Source organism: Cupriavidus sp. NPDC089707, assembly GCF_044748965.1.
GTDB lineage: Bacteria > Pseudomonadota > Gammaproteobacteria > Burkholderiales > Burkholderiaceae > Cupriavidus.
Map to the genome: position 1 here is coordinate 51,894 of NZ_JBIVHB010000031.1, position 15,439 is coordinate 67,332.

General features: G+C 65.7%; 16 protein-coding genes and 1 tRNA gene. 9 read left to right on the forward strand and 8 right to left on the reverse strand.

All coding sequences use genetic code 11. The annotated features are described in order from the left end of the window. Positions 1–22: 22 nt before the first annotated feature. The 6 genes from coaE to ispB all read right to left on the reverse strand — a co-directional run bounded on the left by coaE (position 23) and on the right by ispB (position 6,147). Positions 23–661, reverse strand: coding sequence for a dephospho-CoA kinase (gene coaE, locus ACIP1U_RS29765; RefSeq protein ID WP_400322734.1), 639 nt, complete (start codon positions 659–661; stop codon positions 23–25). Positions 662–712: 51 nt separating this feature from the next. After that, positions 713–1,615, reverse strand: coding sequence for a prepilin peptidase (locus ACIP1U_RS29770; RefSeq protein ID WP_400322736.1), 903 nt, complete (start codon positions 1,613–1,615; stop codon positions 713–715). A 3-nt stretch (positions 1,616–1,618) separates the two neighbouring features. Beyond that, the gene (locus ACIP1U_RS29775) at positions 1,619–2,890 is read right to left on the reverse strand and encodes a type II secretion system F family protein (protein WP_400322737.1); all 1,272 of its coding nucleotides are present in this window, start codon (positions 2,888–2,890) and stop codon (positions 1,619–1,621) included. Between the two features lie 69 nt (positions 2,891–2,959). Next, positions 2,960–4,729, reverse strand: a complete 1,770-nt coding sequence (locus tag ACIP1U_RS29780) for an ATPase, T2SS/T4P/T4SS family (RefSeq protein WP_400322738.1) — start codon at positions 4,727–4,729, stop codon at positions 2,960–2,962. A 322-nt stretch (positions 4,730–5,051) separates the two neighbouring features. Continuing rightward, positions 5,052–5,128 (reverse strand) — tRNA-Pro (locus ACIP1U_RS29785). A gap of 89 nt (positions 5,129–5,217) precedes the next feature. Next, the gene (gene ispB, locus ACIP1U_RS29790; protein ID WP_400322758.1) at positions 5,218–6,147 is read right to left on the reverse strand and encodes an octaprenyl diphosphate synthase; all 930 of its coding nucleotides are present in this window, start codon (positions 6,145–6,147) and stop codon (positions 5,218–5,220) included. Positions 6,148–6,233: 86 nt separating this feature from the next. On the opposite strand from ispB, the gene ACIP1U_RS29795 reads away from it, so the two are divergent. The 5 genes from ACIP1U_RS29795 to proB all read left to right on the forward strand — a co-directional run bounded on the left by ACIP1U_RS29795 (position 6,234) and on the right by proB (position 9,611). Next, positions 6,234–6,428, forward strand: coding sequence for a hypothetical protein (locus tag ACIP1U_RS29795; RefSeq protein WP_400322740.1), 195 nt, complete (start codon positions 6,234–6,236; stop codon positions 6,426–6,428). A gap of 197 nt (positions 6,429–6,625) precedes the next feature. After that, positions 6,626–6,937, forward strand: a complete 312-nt coding sequence (rplU, locus tag ACIP1U_RS29800; protein ID WP_006576525.1) for a 50S ribosomal protein L21 — start codon at positions 6,626–6,628, stop codon at positions 6,935–6,937. Positions 6,938–6,976: 39 nt separating this feature from the next. After that, positions 6,977–7,237, forward strand: a complete 261-nt coding sequence (gene rpmA / locus ACIP1U_RS29805) for a 50S ribosomal protein L27 (protein ID WP_010814747.1) — start codon at positions 6,977–6,979, stop codon at positions 7,235–7,237. Between the two features lie 111 nt (positions 7,238–7,348). Then, the gene (gene obgE, locus ACIP1U_RS29810) at positions 7,349–8,446 is read left to right on the forward strand and encodes a GTPase ObgE (protein ID WP_400322743.1); all 1,098 of its coding nucleotides are present in this window, start codon (positions 7,349–7,351) and stop codon (positions 8,444–8,446) included. Positions 8,447–8,492: 46 nt separating this feature from the next. Then, on the forward strand, positions 8,493–9,611 hold the full coding sequence (proB, locus tag ACIP1U_RS29815; RefSeq protein WP_400322745.1) for a glutamate 5-kinase: 1,119 nt from the start codon (positions 8,493–8,495) through the stop codon (positions 9,609–9,611). Between the two features lie 99 nt (positions 9,612–9,710). Here proB and ACIP1U_RS29820 read toward each other — a convergent pair whose 3' ends face one another. Both ACIP1U_RS29820 and ACIP1U_RS29825 read right to left on the reverse strand, forming a co-directional pair. Further along, positions 9,711–10,292, reverse strand: a complete 582-nt coding sequence (locus ACIP1U_RS29820) for a CNP1-like family protein (RefSeq protein ID WP_400322747.1) — start codon at positions 10,290–10,292, stop codon at positions 9,711–9,713. Continuing rightward, positions 10,285–10,941, reverse strand: a complete 657-nt coding sequence (locus ACIP1U_RS29825) for an RNA pyrophosphohydrolase (protein ID WP_400322748.1) — start codon at positions 10,939–10,941, stop codon at positions 10,285–10,287. Before ACIP1U_RS29825 ends, ACIP1U_RS29820 begins: the two co-directional genes overlap by 8 nt. Positions 10,942–11,122: 181 nt before the next feature. Between ACIP1U_RS29825 and ACIP1U_RS29830 the strand changes: the two genes are divergently transcribed. The 4 genes from ACIP1U_RS29830 (at position 11,123) to ACIP1U_RS29845 (ending at position 15,320) form a co-directional block, all read left to right on the forward strand. Next, the gene (locus ACIP1U_RS29830; RefSeq protein WP_400322750.1) at positions 11,123–12,844 is read left to right on the forward strand and encodes a proline--tRNA ligase; all 1,722 of its coding nucleotides are present in this window, start codon (positions 11,123–11,125) and stop codon (positions 12,842–12,844) included. A gap of 5 nt (positions 12,845–12,849) precedes the next feature. Continuing rightward, a complete protein-coding gene (locus ACIP1U_RS29835; RefSeq protein ID WP_400322752.1) occupies positions 12,850–13,590 on the forward strand; it encodes a lytic transglycosylase domain-containing protein in 741 nt (246 codons plus the stop codon). After that, positions 13,587–14,495, forward strand: a complete 909-nt coding sequence (locus ACIP1U_RS29840; RefSeq protein WP_400322754.1) for a 2OG-Fe(II) oxygenase — start codon at positions 13,587–13,589, stop codon at positions 14,493–14,495. The genes ACIP1U_RS29835 and ACIP1U_RS29840 overlap by 4 nt, the downstream gene beginning before the upstream one ends. Positions 14,496–14,696: 201 nt before the next feature. Then, positions 14,697–15,320 (forward strand): LysE family translocator, encoded by a 624-nt coding sequence (locus ACIP1U_RS29845; protein ID WP_400322756.1) that lies wholly within the window; start codon positions 14,697–14,699, stop codon positions 15,318–15,320. Positions 15,321–15,439: the final 119 nt, after the last annotated feature.

The following is a 15,439-nucleotide window of genomic DNA, read 5'->3' on the forward strand; positions in this document are numbered from 1 at the left end:
GCCGCCGGGCCGGGCCCGCGCATCATGCGCCAGCTTCGGGATGGACCTTTCCGGACGCCGACAGTTCGCGGTAATAGCGGTCGAGGCGGTCCACCTGCGCCGCGAGCGCGTCTACCGGACCGTCGTTGTCGATGACGTCGTCGGCACATGCCAGCCGCGCACGCCGCGTTGCCTGCTTGGCCATGATCGCCTGTACCTGCTCGCGGCTGAAGCCGTTGCGCGCCATCACGCGCGCCACCTGCGTGGCTTCGGTGCAGTCGACCACCAGCACGCGGCCCACGCGCTCGCGCCATGAGCCGGACTCGACCAGCAGCGGCACCACGTAAATCAGGTAAGGATGCTCGCCGGCGTCGCGGACCGCCTGCGCATGCTCGTTGGTCAGCGCGCGGATCAGCGGATGGGTGATGCCTTCCAGGCGCGCCTTGGCGGCCGGGTCGGCGAACACCAGCGCGCGCATTGCGTCGCGGTCCATGGCGCCGTCAGGGCGCAGGCACTCAGGCCCGAAGGCCTCGACCAGCGCCGGGATGGCACGCCCGCCCGGGGCGGTGATCTGGTGAGCGAGCAGGTCTGTATCGATGATCGCAGCGCCGCGCGCGGCGAACATGTCGGCCACGCGGGTCTTGCCGCTGCCGATGCCGCCGGTCAGTCCGATTTCCAGCATGTGGGGATGCCGTGAAGGCCAGTTGACGATGTTGCCGTCACGATACCAGCTTCACGGCAGCACGGTCAGCGGCAGCACGCCGGAGCCGAATACCAGCACCACCAGCCCCGCCAGCGCGATAAAAGGGCCGAAGGGGAAGGGCGTGTCGCGATCCTGCCGGCGCAGCGCGATGCTGGCCAGCCCGAACACCACTCCGACCACCGATGACAGCAGCACCAACGCCGGCAGCGCCTGCCAGCCGAACCACGCCCCAAGTGCCGCCATCAGCTTGAAATCGCCGAAACCCATGCCTTCCTTGCCGCGCACCAGCCGGAACAGCCAGTACGCCGTCCACAGCACCAGGTAGCCGGCGGCAGCCCCGATCACAGCGTCGGCCAGCGGAACGAACAGCGTGCCCAGGTTCAGCACCAGTCCCAGCCACAGCAGCGGCAGCGTGATCTGGTCCGGCAGCAACTGGGTGTCGGCATCGATCAGGGTCAGCGCCAGCAACGCCCAGACCAGCACCAGTGCCGCCAATGCCTGCACGCCAGGGCCGAAGCGCCACGCCACCAGCGCGCTCAGCACGCCGCAGACCAGTTCCACGAGCGGATAGCGCGCGCTGATCCGAGTCTTGCAGGCCGAGCAGCGCCCGCGCAGCGCCAGCCAGCTCAGCACCGGCACGTTTTCCCAGGGCGCGATCGTGTGGCCGCAGTGCGGACAGGCAGAGCGCGGCACCATCAGGTTGTAGCGGGCGGGGTAGGGCAGCGGATCGCCGCGCAACTCGGCGATATAGTTGGCTTCCTCGCGCTCCATCATGCGCGGCAGCCGGTGGATCACCACGTTGAGGAAACTGCCCACCACCAGGCCAAGCATGGCCGCCGCCGCCACCATGAAGGCAGGCGGCAGCGCCGCCAGCGCCTGCAGCAATTGCCCGCTACCGGCGGGAAACGGTGAAACGGAATACGCCAGCGCCATGGCTTACACCACCTGTCCCAGCTTGAAGATCGGCAGGTACATTGCCACCACCATGCCGCCGATCAGCACGCCCAGCACCACGATGATGATCGGTTCGATCAGGCTGGAGATGGCGGCCACCGCGTCGTCGACCTCGCGCTCGTAGAACTCGGCCACCTTCAGCAGCATGTTGTCGAGCGCGCCGGATTCTTCACCGATCTGCGTCATCTGCAGCACCATGTTGTCGAACACGTGCGTGGCCTGCATGGCGTTGGTCAGGCTGGTACCGATGCGCACCGACTGTTCGATCTCGCGCGTGGCATCGTAGTAGACCCAATTGCCGGCGGCGCCCGCCACAGACTCCATCGACTCCACCAGCGGCGTGCCGGCGGCGAACATGGTCGCCAGCGTACGCGTCCAGCGCGCAATCACCGCCTTGCGGAACAGGCTGCCGAAGATCGGCAGCTTCAGCAGCGCACGGTCGGACCAGCGCTGCACTTTCTCCGATTTCTTGCGTGCCCGCAGGTAGAACGTGATGCCGGCCACCGGCGTTCCGATGACCAGATACCAGTACTGCACGAAAAAGTCTGAAATGGCGATCACCAGCAGCGTCGGCGCGGGCAGGTTGGCGCCGAAGCTGGAGAACACGCCCTTGAACGCCGGGATCACGAACAGCATCAGGATCACGGTGACGGCAAAGGCCACCGTCAGCACCGCGATCGGGTAGATCATCGCCGACTTGATCTGGCCCTTCAGCGCGATGGTCTTTTCCATGTAGAGCGACAGGCGCTCCAGCAGTGCGTCCAGGATACCGCCCTGTTCGCCCGCATCGATCAGGTTGCAGTAGAGCGTGTCGAAGTACTTCGGCTGTCGCCGGAACGCCGCCGCCATGCTGCTGCCCGATTCGATATCGAAGCGGATCTCGGAGAGCAGCTGGGTGAAGTTGGGATTGGCGTGCCCGCGCGCGATGATGTCGATCGATTGCAGCAGCGGAATCCCCGCCTTGAGCATGGTCGACAGCTGCCGGGTGAAGTAGGCGATGTCCTTCTCGGTGATCTTGCGCCCGCGCGCGGCCTTGCGCTTCTTGAGCTTGACGATGGTCAGGCCCTGCTTGCGCAGCGTGGCGGTGACCTCGGCCTGGCTCTCCGCGCGCAGTTCGCCGGTAAAGGTCTTGCCTTTGCGGTCCTTGCCTTCCCATTCAAAGATGTACTGGGTGGGGGCCTTGCGCCCCTTTCCTGATTTTGCCCGCGACGGTGCTGCCGTCCGGGCGCCCGCCGCTGGTGCGCGCGTCGCCATGTTGTTGACCCCCGGTGTAAATGACGCTTCTGGTACGTCTTGTATTTACGTTGTGACCTGACTGACTTGCTATGTATTCGTGGTCGCCAGCACCTCTTCGAGTGACGTGACGCCCTGCCTGACCTTCATCAGCCCAGCCTCGCGCAACGATAGCACGCCGTCCTTGCGCGCCTGCTCGGCGATTTGCAGGGCGGTGCCGTGCGACAGGATGATCTGCTGCATTGCCTCGGTGATCGGCATGACCTGGTAGATGCCGCAGCGGCCCTTGTAGCCACTGCCGCTGCAGCGCTCGCACCCGACCGGGTGATAGGGCTGCCAGCTGCCATCCAGATCCGGTTCGCGGAAGCCGGCATCCAGCAGCGTCTCGCGCGGCAGCTCGCCGGCGCGCTTGCAGGTGCACAGCCGCCGCGCCAGCCGCTGCGCTGTGATCATCAGCACGCTGGAAGCAATGTTGAACGGTGCCACACCCATGTTCATCAGCCGCGTCAGCGTGGTGGGCGCGTCATTGGTGTGCAGCGTCGACAGCACCAGGTGGCCGGTCTGCGCGGCCTTGATCGAGATATCGGCGGTTTCCAGGTCGCGGATTTCGCCGACCATGATGACGTCCGGATCCTGCCGCAGGAACGAGCGCAGCGCCGCGGCAAAGGTCAGCCCGGCCTTGTCGTTGACGTTGACCTGGTTGATCCCGGGCAGCTGGATTTCGGCAGGATCCTCGGCGGTCGAGATATTGATGTCACCCTGGTTCAGCAGGTTCAGGAAGGTGTACAGCGACACCGTCTTGCCGCTGCCGGTGGGGCCAGTCACCAGCACCATGCCGTACGGGCGCTTGATGACGTCCAGCAGCAGCGCCTTCTGCTGTGGCTCGTAGCCGAGCTGGTCGATGTCGAGCTTGTCGCTCGACGATTCCAGGATCCGCATCACGATCTTCTCGCCGAACAGCGTCGGCAGCGTCGAGACGCGGAAATCGACGGCTTTCTCGACCGTTTCCCTGGCGTCCTTGTCCTTGGGGTCCTTCGCGTCCTTGCTGTCCTTGTTGTCCTTCGTCTCCTTGGGTAACGCGATCAGCAGCTTCATGCGGCCGTCCTGCGGCACGCGCTTTTCAGAAATATCCAGCCGGGACAGCACCTTGATGCGGGTGGCGATCTTGTCGCGGATATCCAGCGGCGGCCTGGCCACCTCCTGCAGCACGCCGTCCACACGGAATCGGATCCGGTAGAAGGTTTCGAACGGCTCGAAATGGAGATCGGACGCGCCGCGATGGAAGGCTTCGGTCAGCAGTTTCTGCAGGAAGCGCACCACGGGGGCGTCATCGATGGCATCGGCGGCAGTGCGGTTGCGCTGCGCGCCAGCGGCCGCCACCGGGTCGTACTCGATCATCTTGCGCTCGGCCTGCACCGGCGAGATGTTCTTCAGCGTGCCCAGCGCCTCGCCGGCGGAGCGCACGTGCTTCATCAGCTTGTCGTGCTCGACCACCACCGCTTCGACCGGCAGCTTGTACTTTTCCTTGATCGCGTCCAGGCCGGCCTGGTTGGACGGATCGGACATCCCGAGCACCAGCCGATTCTCGCGGCGACCCAGCGGCAGCAGGCGATGAGCATGAAATTCGCGGTTGCCCGCCAGCCCCGGCGGCACCTTGGTCAGGTTGTACTGGTTCAGGTCCAGCAGCGGCAGCTGGTACTTGTCCGCGGCGAACAGCGCCAGGTCGTGCGCGCTCATGGTGCCGCTGCCGACGATCTCGTCGATCAGCTGTGACTGCTTTTCACGCGCGGCCTGCTCCAGCTGAGCAAGCAGGGCGGGCGCGATACGCCGGCTCTGGGCCAGGGCAAGACCGAGTGTCATGACAGGTGCGCAGTGGTTGGACAGTGGCTGCCGCCGGCCAGGGCTGGACGAGACAGTCCCACGTCTTGGGATCGGGGCAGTTTGCCGCTGGGGTCACTTTTTGTAAAGGCGATGGCGGGACGTGTTGGCATTTGTGCGACACGGGCGCAACCCTACCTGCGCGGGGGCGGCGGTGCCTGCGGGGAGCGCGCGAGCCGTCGTTGCTGGCGATTTGAGGAATGCCTCAGTCTCAAGCGACAGCGCAAGGCAATCAAGGGCTGAAGAGCCGCAGGCCAGAAAGACAAAAAGCCGAATCAACTTTCGTTGATTCGGCTTTTAAATCTGGTCGGGGTGAGAGGATTCGAACCTCCGGCCTCTACGTCCCGAACGTAGCGCTCTACCAGGCTAAGCTACACCCCGATTTGTTCTTGCTTGCCGGCGCCGGGCGTCAGCAGCAAAGAAGGTAACTATAACAGCGTTTATGCTGAAATGGAAGGGGGGCGGGAATCCTACGACTGCCGCTGCAGCGAGAACGCGCAGAGCTGGATCAGCGTTTCCTTCAGTGCGGAACCCGGGAATTGCTGAGCGGCCCGCTCGGCGGCTTCCGCTTCCTGGCGCGCGGCCTCGAAGGTGACGTCGAGCGCGCCGCTGGCGTGGATCGCCGCGAAGACAGCGTCGAAGTGTTCGGTGCCGCCCTGCACGATGGCGTCGCGCGCCAGCTGGCGCTGTTCCTCGGTGCCATGCTCCAGCAGGTGCAGCAGCGGCAGCGTGGGTTTGCCTTCGCGCAGGTCGTCGCCAGCGTTTTTGCCCATCTGCTCTGCGCTCGCGGTGTAGTCGAGCATGTCGTCGATCAGCTGGAAGGCGGTGCCGATGCGGCGGCCATATTCGGCGGCGGCTTCTTCCATTTGTGCGTCGGCGCCGGCCAGCACCGCGCCAAGCTGGGCGGCGGCCTCGAACAGCTTGGCGGTCTTGTAGCGGATTACCTGCAGGTAGCGCTCGACGGTGACGTCGGGGTCGTGCATGTTCAGCAGCTGCAGCACCTCGCCCTCGGCGATCACGTTGGTCGCGTTGGACAGGATTTCCATGATGCGCATGCTGCCGGCATCGACCATCATCTGGAACGCGCGCGAGTAGAGGAAGTCGCCGACCAGCACGCTGGCGGCATTGCCGAACACCGCGTTGGCGGTGTCGCGGCCGCGGCGCAACTCGGATTCATCGACGACATCGTCGTGCAGCAGCGTGGCGGTGTGGATGAACTCCACGACGGCGGCAAGCTCGTGGTGCCGGTTGCCGTCATGGCCCAGCGCGCGCGCCGTCAGCAGCAGGATCACCGGGCGCAGGCGCTTGCCGCCGGCACCGATGATGTATTCGCCGATCTGTTCGATCAGGGGGACTTCGGAAGACAGCCGCTGGCGGATGACAGCATCAACCGCGCGCATGTCTGCAGCGACCGGGGCAAGCAAGGCAGTGGCGGAAGGCTGGGACAAGATGATCACCGTTACGCAAAACCGCACGATTATATGCGATGCGCGCGGCGTTCTACGCATGCCCCGCATTCTTGCCGGGCGGCGGCTACGGGTATGCGCGCAGCGGCGACGGCGGCCGGCGCCACTATAATGCGGGCATGGACAAGCCCGTACCCCGCCGCCAATTGCGCCGCACCGCGTGGTGGGTGGCGTTTGCCGCACTGGCGGGATTCCTTCTCGCCGATCTGACCTGAGTCGAGCCGCCGCGAATTGTGCCGGCCGCGCCGCTAACGGGCTATGTGCCTGTTTTCTTTGCGCTTTTCCCTGACCTCGTTTACAATTCCCGGTTTCCTCCGGTAGTCGCTCGCGTTGCGGGTCTTTGCCGGCGGGAGATAACCGGGCCCCGCATCGCGCGGGTTCGGCGTTTTATTCACATCCGAGAGGTTCGACAATGTACGCGGTCGTAAAAACCGGCGGCAAGCAATACAAGGTTGCTGCTGGCGAAAAACTTAAAGTAGAACAGATACCGGCAGACATTGGCGCAGAAATCACGCTCGACCAGGTGCTCGCGGTGGGCGCCGGCGACCAAATCAAGTTTGGTACGCCGCTGGTTAGCGGGGCTTCCGTCAAGGCTACCGTTATCTCCCAGGGTCGTCACGACAAGGTGAAGATCTTCAAGATGCGCCGTCGCAAGCACTACCAGAAGCGTCAGGGCCATCGTCAGAATTACACCGAACTGCGCATCGAAGCGATCGTTGCCTGATCGATCGAGCGTAATCCGGTAAAGCGACAGGAGTAAGACATGGCACAGAAAAAAGGCGGCGGTTCCACGCGGAACGGCCGTGATTCCGAATCGAAGCGTCTGGGCGTGAAGGTGTTTGGTGGCCAGGCCATCAACGCCGGCGGCATCATCATCCGCCAGCGCGGTACCCGCGTGCATGCCGGCGACAACGTCGGCGTGGGCAAGGACCACACGCTGTTCGCCCTGGTTGACGGCCACGTGCAGTTCGCCGTCAAGGGCCCTGCCAAGAAGCAGCAAGTCAGCGTCGTCCCGGCGGCCTGATAACAGCCTTTGCAGGATGAAAGGCCCCGCAACGCTTGCGGGGCTTTTTCTTTTCTGGCGAAGTAAACTACGCCGGCCCCCGATCTGCCGATCCATCACGGAAAACCCATCATGAAGTTCATCGACGAAGCCCGAATCGAAGCCATCGCCGGCAACGGCGGCAATGGCAGCGCCTCGTTCCGGCGCGAAAAGTTTGTGCCCTTCGGCGGCCCGGATGGTGGCGACGGCGGCCGCGGCGGCAGTGTGTTCGCGCAGGCGGACCGCAATATCAATACCCTGATCGACTTCCGCTACGCCAGGAAGCACGTCGCCAGGAATGGCGAGAACGGCCGTGGCTCCGACTGCTACGGCGCGGCGGGCGACGACATCACGCTGCGCATGCCGGTCGGCACGCTGATCTCCGACATGGACACCGGCGAGGTCATCGCCGACCTGACCGAGCATGGCCAGCGCGTGTGCCTGGCCGAAGGCGGCATGGGCGGCTGGGGCAACCTGCATTTCAAGTCCAGTACCAACCGCGCGCCGCGCCAGCAGGTGGACGGCAAGCCGGGCGAGCGCCGCATGCTCAAGCTCGAGCTGAAGGTACTGGCCGACGTCGGCCTGCTGGGCATGCCCAATGCCGGCAAGTCGACCTTTATCTCGCATATTTCCAACGCGCGCCCCAAGGTGGCGGACTATCCGTTCACCACGCTGCATCCCAACCTGGGTGTGGTGCGCGTGGACCATGAGCAGTCGTTCGTGGTTGCCGACATCCCCGGGCTGATTGAAGGCGCCGCCGAGGGCGCGGGCCTGGGCCACCAGTTCCTGCGCCACCTGCAGCGCACCGGCCTGCTGCTGCATATCGTCGACCTGGCGCCGTTCGACGAGGCGGTCGATCCGGTCGCCGAGGCCAAGGCCATCGTCAACGAGCTGAAGAAGTACGACGAGACCTTGTATGAGAAGCCGCGCTGGCTGGTGCTGAACAAGCTCGACGTGGTGCCCGAGGACGAGCGCGCGGTGAAGGTGAAGGACTTCGTCAAGCGCTACAAGTGGAAGGGTCCTGTGTTCCATATCTCGGCGCTGACCGGCGAAGGCTGCCGCGAGCTGATCTACGCGATCAAGGACCACCTGGCGGCGATCAAGGCCGAAGAGGCCGCGGCACTGGCCGAACCGGACATCCGGCTCGACGATCGGCTGCATAACGTCGACCAGGACGAGCGCGAGGCATAATCAAGACCAACGGTTAAAAACGAATTCCGGAGACAGGATTCCCGCCATGCAATCGGTCATCGCGCAGGCAAAGCGCATCGTCGTCAAAGTCGGCTCCAGCCTGGTCACCAACGATGGCAAGGGACTGGACCACGACGCCATCGCCCGCTGGGCATCGCAGATCGCCAAACTGCGCGTGGCGGGCAAGGAAGTGGTGCTGGTCAGCTCCGGCGCCATCGCCGAAGGCATGCAGCGCCTGGGCTGGGTGCGCCGGCCGAACGAAATCCACGAGCTGCAGGCTGCCGCCGCCGTCGGCCAGATGGGCCTGGCACAGGTCTATGAAAGCCAGTTCACGCGCTACGGCATCCGCACCGCGCAGGTGCTGCTGACCCACGCCGACCTGGCCGACCGCGAGCGCTACCTGAACGCGCGTTCCACGCTGCTGACGCTGCTGTCGCTGGGTGTGGTGCCGATCATCAACGAGAACGACACCGTGGTCACCGACGAAATCAAGTTCGGTGACAACGATACGCTCGGCGCCCTGGTCACGAACCTGATCGAAGGCGACGCGCTGGTGATCCTGACCGACCAGCGCGGCCTGTACACTGCCGATCCCCGCAAGGATCCCGCGGCGCAGTTCGTCGACGAGGCCATGGCCGGCACGCCCGAACTGGAAGCGATGGCCGGTGGCGCCGGTACGTCGATCGGGCGCGGCGGCATGCTGACCAAGATCCTGGCGGCAAAGCGCGCCGCCAAGTCCGGCGCACACACCACCATCGCCTCCGGGCGCGAGTCCAACGTGCTTGAGCGGCTGGCCGCGGGCGAGGCCATCGGTACCCAGCTGCTGGCGCCGACCGGCCGGCTCACCGCGCGCAAGCAGTGGATGGCCGACCACCTGCAGCTGCGCGGACGCGTGGTGATCGACAGCGGCGCGGTCGAGAAGCTGACCGGCGGCGGCAAGTCGTTGCTGCCGATCGGCGTGGTCGAGGTGCAGGGCGAATTCGCCCGCGGCGAGGTGATCGCCTGCGTCGACCCGCAGGGCAAGGAAGTGGCGCGCGGCATCACCAACTATTCAAGCGCCGAGGCGCGGCTGATCGCGCGCAAGCCTTCGTCGGAGATCGAATCGGTGCTGGGCCACCTGAACGAGCCCGAGCTGATCCACCGCGACAACCTTGTGCTGGTCTGAGCGGCGCCAGGGCGCCACTGAGCGCCACTGAGCGCCCCAGCAAAAACGGCGGGACTGCCTGGGCAGTCCCGCCGTTTTTCTATCCCGATGCAGCCCGGCTCAGCGGCGGCTGGGCGCGCGCGATTGCAGTTCGCGCACCATCTCTTCCGGCTTGCCGGCCACCGTGCGGCCTTCGCAGAAGAACTCGATGGCCAGCGTGGCGGCATAGGCATTGCGCACGCCGGTTTCCATGCGGTGCCAGGCCTCGCCGTAGTCGCTGGTGTTTGGCACCCATTCGGTGGCGCCCTTGGGCAGGGTGGCGTAAAGCTTGCGCTCGAACGCGTCGCAGCGCATGCCTTCGAAGGTCACGTTGCGGGCGCCGGTCTGGCTGGTGGTGACCACGGTGTAGCGCACCACGTTGTCCTTGCCCACTGAGACCGATTTGCTGTCCACTGCAAACGACAGCGTTCCGGTGCCGGAAACCGAGAACGGCACCAGGTTGGCATCCTGCGGCGGCGCCGGCAGCATCGCCTTGGCTTCCTCGAAGGTCTTGGGCGCGAAGGGGCTGAGCCAGGTGCTTTCTTCTTCCGCCATCTCCTTGCCGGTGGTCTTGCAGCCCGCCAGCGCCAGCGTGGCGGCGGCAAGCAGCAGGCCGGCAGCGGTCAGGCCGCCGCGGCGGCCCGGGCCGGTGCAACTAGTCATCAGTACTCCGTGAGTTGGTAACCGGCGCCGCCGGCGAAACAGTTTCTTGCGCTGCCACGCTGCCGCCATCGGCGGGCCTTGACGGCTGGCCGGCGACCGCGGGCGGGATACCGCGCTGCCCGCCGCCATGGCGGCCATGCGCATGCGTGCCATAGGGGCTCAGCGGCACGCGCGGATGCCGGTTCAGGAAGCGCGACAGTTCCGTCAGCGCCATCTGGTAGACATCGCGCTTGAATTCGATCACCGCATCCAGCGGCACCCAGTAGTGGCTCCAGCGCCAGGCATCGAACTCCGGATGGTCGGTTGCCCGCAGGTGAATATCGCAGTCCCTGCCCGCCATGCGGAGCAGGAACCAGATTTGTTTCTGGCCCCTGTAGTGGCCGCGGATCTCGCGGCGGATGAACTTGTCCGGCACCTCGTAACGCAGCCAGTCGCGTGTGCGACCAACGATCCTGACGTGCTCCGGGAGCAAGCCGGTTTCCTCATGCAGTTCGCGGTACATGGCCTGTTCCGGCGTCTCGCCGTACTTGATGCCGCCCTGCGGAAACTGCCAGGAGTGTTCGCCGATGCGCTTGCCCCAGAAAACCTCGTTGCGTGCGTTGAGGAGGATGATGCCGACGTTCGGGCGAAAGCCTTCACGATCGAGCATGACTGCACCTCGAATCCTTTAGAATTACGCTGATTATAAAGGAAGCGCGCAGCTGGGCTCTGGCTGGGGGATGCTGGTTTTCCCGAGCAGAAGGGCAGTTTCAGGCGCGTGCGCGACAAATCAGTGCCGCCGCTCCCGGAATTGGCCGGGCCGGCGTTGCGGCCTCGAGAGAAAGCTACGGATGAAAGCCTCGCAATTCTTCATTTCCACCCTCAAGGAAGCGCCCGCCGACGCGGAGATCGTGTCGCACAAACTGATGATGCGCGCCGGCATGATCAAGAAGCTGGGCGCCGGCATCTACAGCTACATGCCGATCGGGCTGCGCGTGATCCGCAAGGTAGAGAACATTGTGCGCGAGGAGATGAACCGCGCCGGCGCGGTGGAAATGTCCATGCCGGTGATCCAGCCGGCCGAGCTGTGGCAGGAGACCGGCCGCTGGGACAAGATGGGCCCCGAACTGCTGCGCCTGAAGGACCGCCACGAGCGTGACTTCGCCGTGCAGCCCACCTCGGAAGAGGTGGTGACCGACATCGCCCGTAGCGAGATCCGCAGCTACAAGCAGCTGCCGCTCAATTTCTACCAGATCCAGACCAAGTTCCGCGACGAGCGCCGGCCGCGCTTCGGCATCATGCGCGGCCGCGAGTTCACCATGAAGGACGCCTACTCCTTCGACCGCGACACCGATGGCCTGCGCAAGTCGTACGAGAACATGTATGACGCCTATGTGCGCATCTTCCGCCGCTTCGGGCTGGAGTTCCGCGCCGTGGCCGCCGACAACGGTGCCATTGGCGGTTCGGGTTCGCATGAATTCCACGTGATCGCCGACACCGGCGAAGACGCCATCGTCTACTGCCCGACCTCGGCCTACGCCGCCAACATGGAGGCCGCCGAGGCGCTGCCGCTGGTGGCGGAGCGCGCCGCACCCACGGAAGACCTGGTCAAGACCTTCACGCCGGAGAAGGTCAAGTGCGAGCAGGTGGCCGAATTCCTCAACATCCCGCTGGAGCGCAACGTCAAGTCGATCGTGCTGGCCACGGACACCGAAGCCGGCGCCCAGATCTGGCTGCTGCTGATCCGCGCCGACCATGAGCTGAACGAGGTCAAGGCCTCCAAGGTGCCGGGGCTGGCCGATTTCCGCTTTGCCACCGAGAACGAGATCGTCGACGCCTTCGGCTCGCCCCCGGGCTACCTTGGTCCGATCGACATGAAGAAGCCGGTCAAGGTGGTGGCTGACCGCACCGTTGCCAACATGAGCGACTTTGTCTGCGGCGCCAACTACCGCGACTACCACTTCACCGGCGTCAACTGGGGCCGCGACCTGCCCGAGCCGATCGTCGCCGACCTGCGCAACGTGGTCGTGGGCGATGCCTCGCCGGACGGCCAGGGCACGCTGGAGATCTGCCGCGGCATCGAGGTGGGCCACGTGTTCATGCTGGGCACGCGTTATTCGGAATCGATGAACGCCACCTTCCTGGACGAAAACGGCAAGACCCAGCCGATGCAGATGGGCTGCTACGGCATCGGCGTCACCCGTATCCTGGGTGCAGCGATCGAGCAGAACTTCGACGAGCGCGGCATCATCTGGCCGGCGGCGATCGCGCCGTTCGAAGTGGTGATCTGCCCGGTGGGCTACGACCGCTCCGAAGCCGTCAAGGCCGAGGCCGATCGCATCCACGCCGAGCTGCTGGCTGCCGGCGTCGACGTCATCATCGACGACCGCGGCGAGCGCCCGGGCGTGATGTTCGCCGACTGGGAACTGATCGGCGTGCCGCACCGCGTGGTGGTGGGCGACCGCGGCCTGAAGGAAGGCAAGGTCGAGTACCAGGGCCGGCGTGACGCGCAGGCTACCCCGGTCAGCGTGGCCGACGTGGTCAGCCACGTGCGCAACCAGCTGGCGAACTGAGCCCGATGCGCGCCGCACGCGCAATGCCCGCTGCCCGCCGCCTTGCCGGCGGGTTGTTGCTGGCGCTGGCCGCGGTAGCCGCGCAAGCCGGCGCGCAGAAGGAAGAAGACCTGGCGGATTCCGTGCGCGGCGCGCTGGCCGCGGCGATTGCCGACGACCGGCCCACGCGGCCGGTCTTTGCTTCCGGCGGCGAGCGCCTCGCCTACCTCAAGTGGCTGGGCGAAATGTCTTCTCGCCTGGCCACGCGCATCCCCGAGCCGCAGGTGCGCGTGGAACTGATCGAGGTCGCCTACTACGAGGCCAAGCGTGCCGGGCTGGAACCCGCGCTGGTGCTGGGCCTGGTCCAGGTCGAGAGCAATTTCCGCAAGTACGCGATCAGCTCGGCCGGTGCGCGCGGGCTGATGCAGGTGATGCCGTTCTGGGTCCGCGCCATCGGCGATAGCGACCCGCGCAAGCTGTTCCACCTGCAGAGCAACCTGCGCTACGGCTGCACCATCCTGCGCTATTACCTCGACCGCGAGCAGGGCGACCTGTACCTGGCGCTGGGCCGCTACAACGGTAGCCGCGGGCGCCCCGAGTATCCCAATGCCGTACTGGCGGCGTGGAAGCGCTGGCAGTATTCCGAAGCTTCGGTCACCGTCGCCGGCGATCCGGACAATACGCCGGCACGTGCTCCGCGCACGCTGCCGTCCGACCCGCCGGAACGCAATCCTTTCTCGCCGCGCCGCGTCGCCAATCCGTCATGATCCGCGAAGCCTCCGCTGCCGGCGGCAAGGCCGGCCATACCGGCTATACCGAATCCTCGCCCGAACTCGAGCAATGGCTGGCCCGGCATGTCGCGCAGGGCTTTGGCGCCGACGCGCTGGTGTTGTCGATGCTGCGTTCGGGCTATGACGACAGCTTTGCGCGCCGGGCCGTGGCGGCGGCGTTCGGTGCCGACATCGCAGCGGATAGCCCAGCCAGGGCGGAGCCCGCGCGCACGCCGGCGTCTCAGCCCAAGACCATCCCGGCAGCCTATACGGCCGACGGCGGCGATCGCCATGTGCCGATCCTGTTCCGGCTCGCCTCGCCGCAGATCCGGCTGTACCAGCAACTGTTGAGCGCCGAAGAATGCGACGCGCTGGTGGCGCTGTCGCGCGGCCGGCTGGCGCGCTCGCCGGTGGTCAACCCCGACACCGGCGACGAGAACCTGATCGACGCCCGCACCAGCATGGGCGCCATGTTCCAGGTGGGCGAGCATGCGCTGATCGAACGCATCGAGGCGCGTATCGCCGCGGTCACCGGCGTGCCGGCCGAGCACGGTGAAGGCTTGCAGATCCTCAACTACAAGCCGGGTGGGGAATACCAGCCGCATTTCGATTACTTCAATCCGCAACGGCCGGGCGAGGCACGCCAGCTGACCGTAGGCGGCCAGCGCATCGCAACGCTGGTGATCTACCTGAACACGCCGGAGGCCGGCGGCGCCACTGCGTTCCCGCGGCTGGGGCTGGAGGTGGCGCCTGTAAAGGGCAACGCGGTCTACTTCAGCTACTTGCTGCCCGACGGCATGCTGGACGAGCGCACGCTGCATGCCGGCCTGCCGGTCGCCTCGGGCGAGAAGTGGATTGCGACGAAGTGGTTGCGCGAGCGGCCGTATCGCAGCGAAGCGTGACCTCGCCGTCTGCTGCTTGGTTTCAGCGAGGCCAATGCGGGCCTTGCCGGCAGCGCGAGCTACAGGGAATGGGGGTTCGTACAGCGCCCGGAGCAGCACTGAACCGGGCCGATCCTGTATCGGCAATTTGCTGAAAAAGTGTACCGGTACTGTACCGCAAACTGACCGTAGACTGATTCCCTGAATGCCCTGGAGTCAGTCATGGAAGTGTCCCAATTCGCCGCCGGAACCGGTGTCTTCGCCGCCTTTGCCGGCTTTGCGCTGGTGTCGTCGATCACCCCTGGTCCCAACAACACCATGGTTCTTGCCTCGGGCGTGAACTTCGGTTTTGCGCGCACGGTGCCGCACGTGCTGGGCATCAGCATCGGCTTTGCGTTGATGGTGGCGCTGGTCGGGCTCGGACTGGGATCGCTGTTCCATGCCTTCCCCTGGACCTGGCAGGTGCTGCGCGTCGCGGCAACGGTCTACCTGGTGTGGCTGGCGTGGAAGCTGGCCACCGCCGGCGGCGTGCAGGACCAGAACGTCGGGCGGCCGATGGGTTTCCTGGCCGCCGCGGCGTTCCAGTGGGTCAATCCCAAGGCGTGGGTGATGGCGGTGGGCGCGTGCAGCACCTACGTGCTGCACGGCAACCTGTGGCTGAACGTGCTGTTGCTGGCGGGGATCTTCGGGGTGGTGAACCTGCCGAGCGTGGCGATGTGGGCGTTGTGCGGCTCGGCGCTGCGGCGCTGGCTGGCGCGGCCGAAGGTGCTGCGCGCGTTCAATGTCGGGATGGCGGTGCTGCTGCTGGCTTCGCTGTGGCCGATTTTGGGCTCGCACCACGCGTGACGTGTTTTCTCCCCTCTCCCGCCTGCGGGAGAGATGACTGCATGCCCCTCATGCCGGCTTGCCGCCAGGAACCGGTAGTACAGTGGTTGATGCTCGGTTTTGACGCGCAGTGTGGCCGC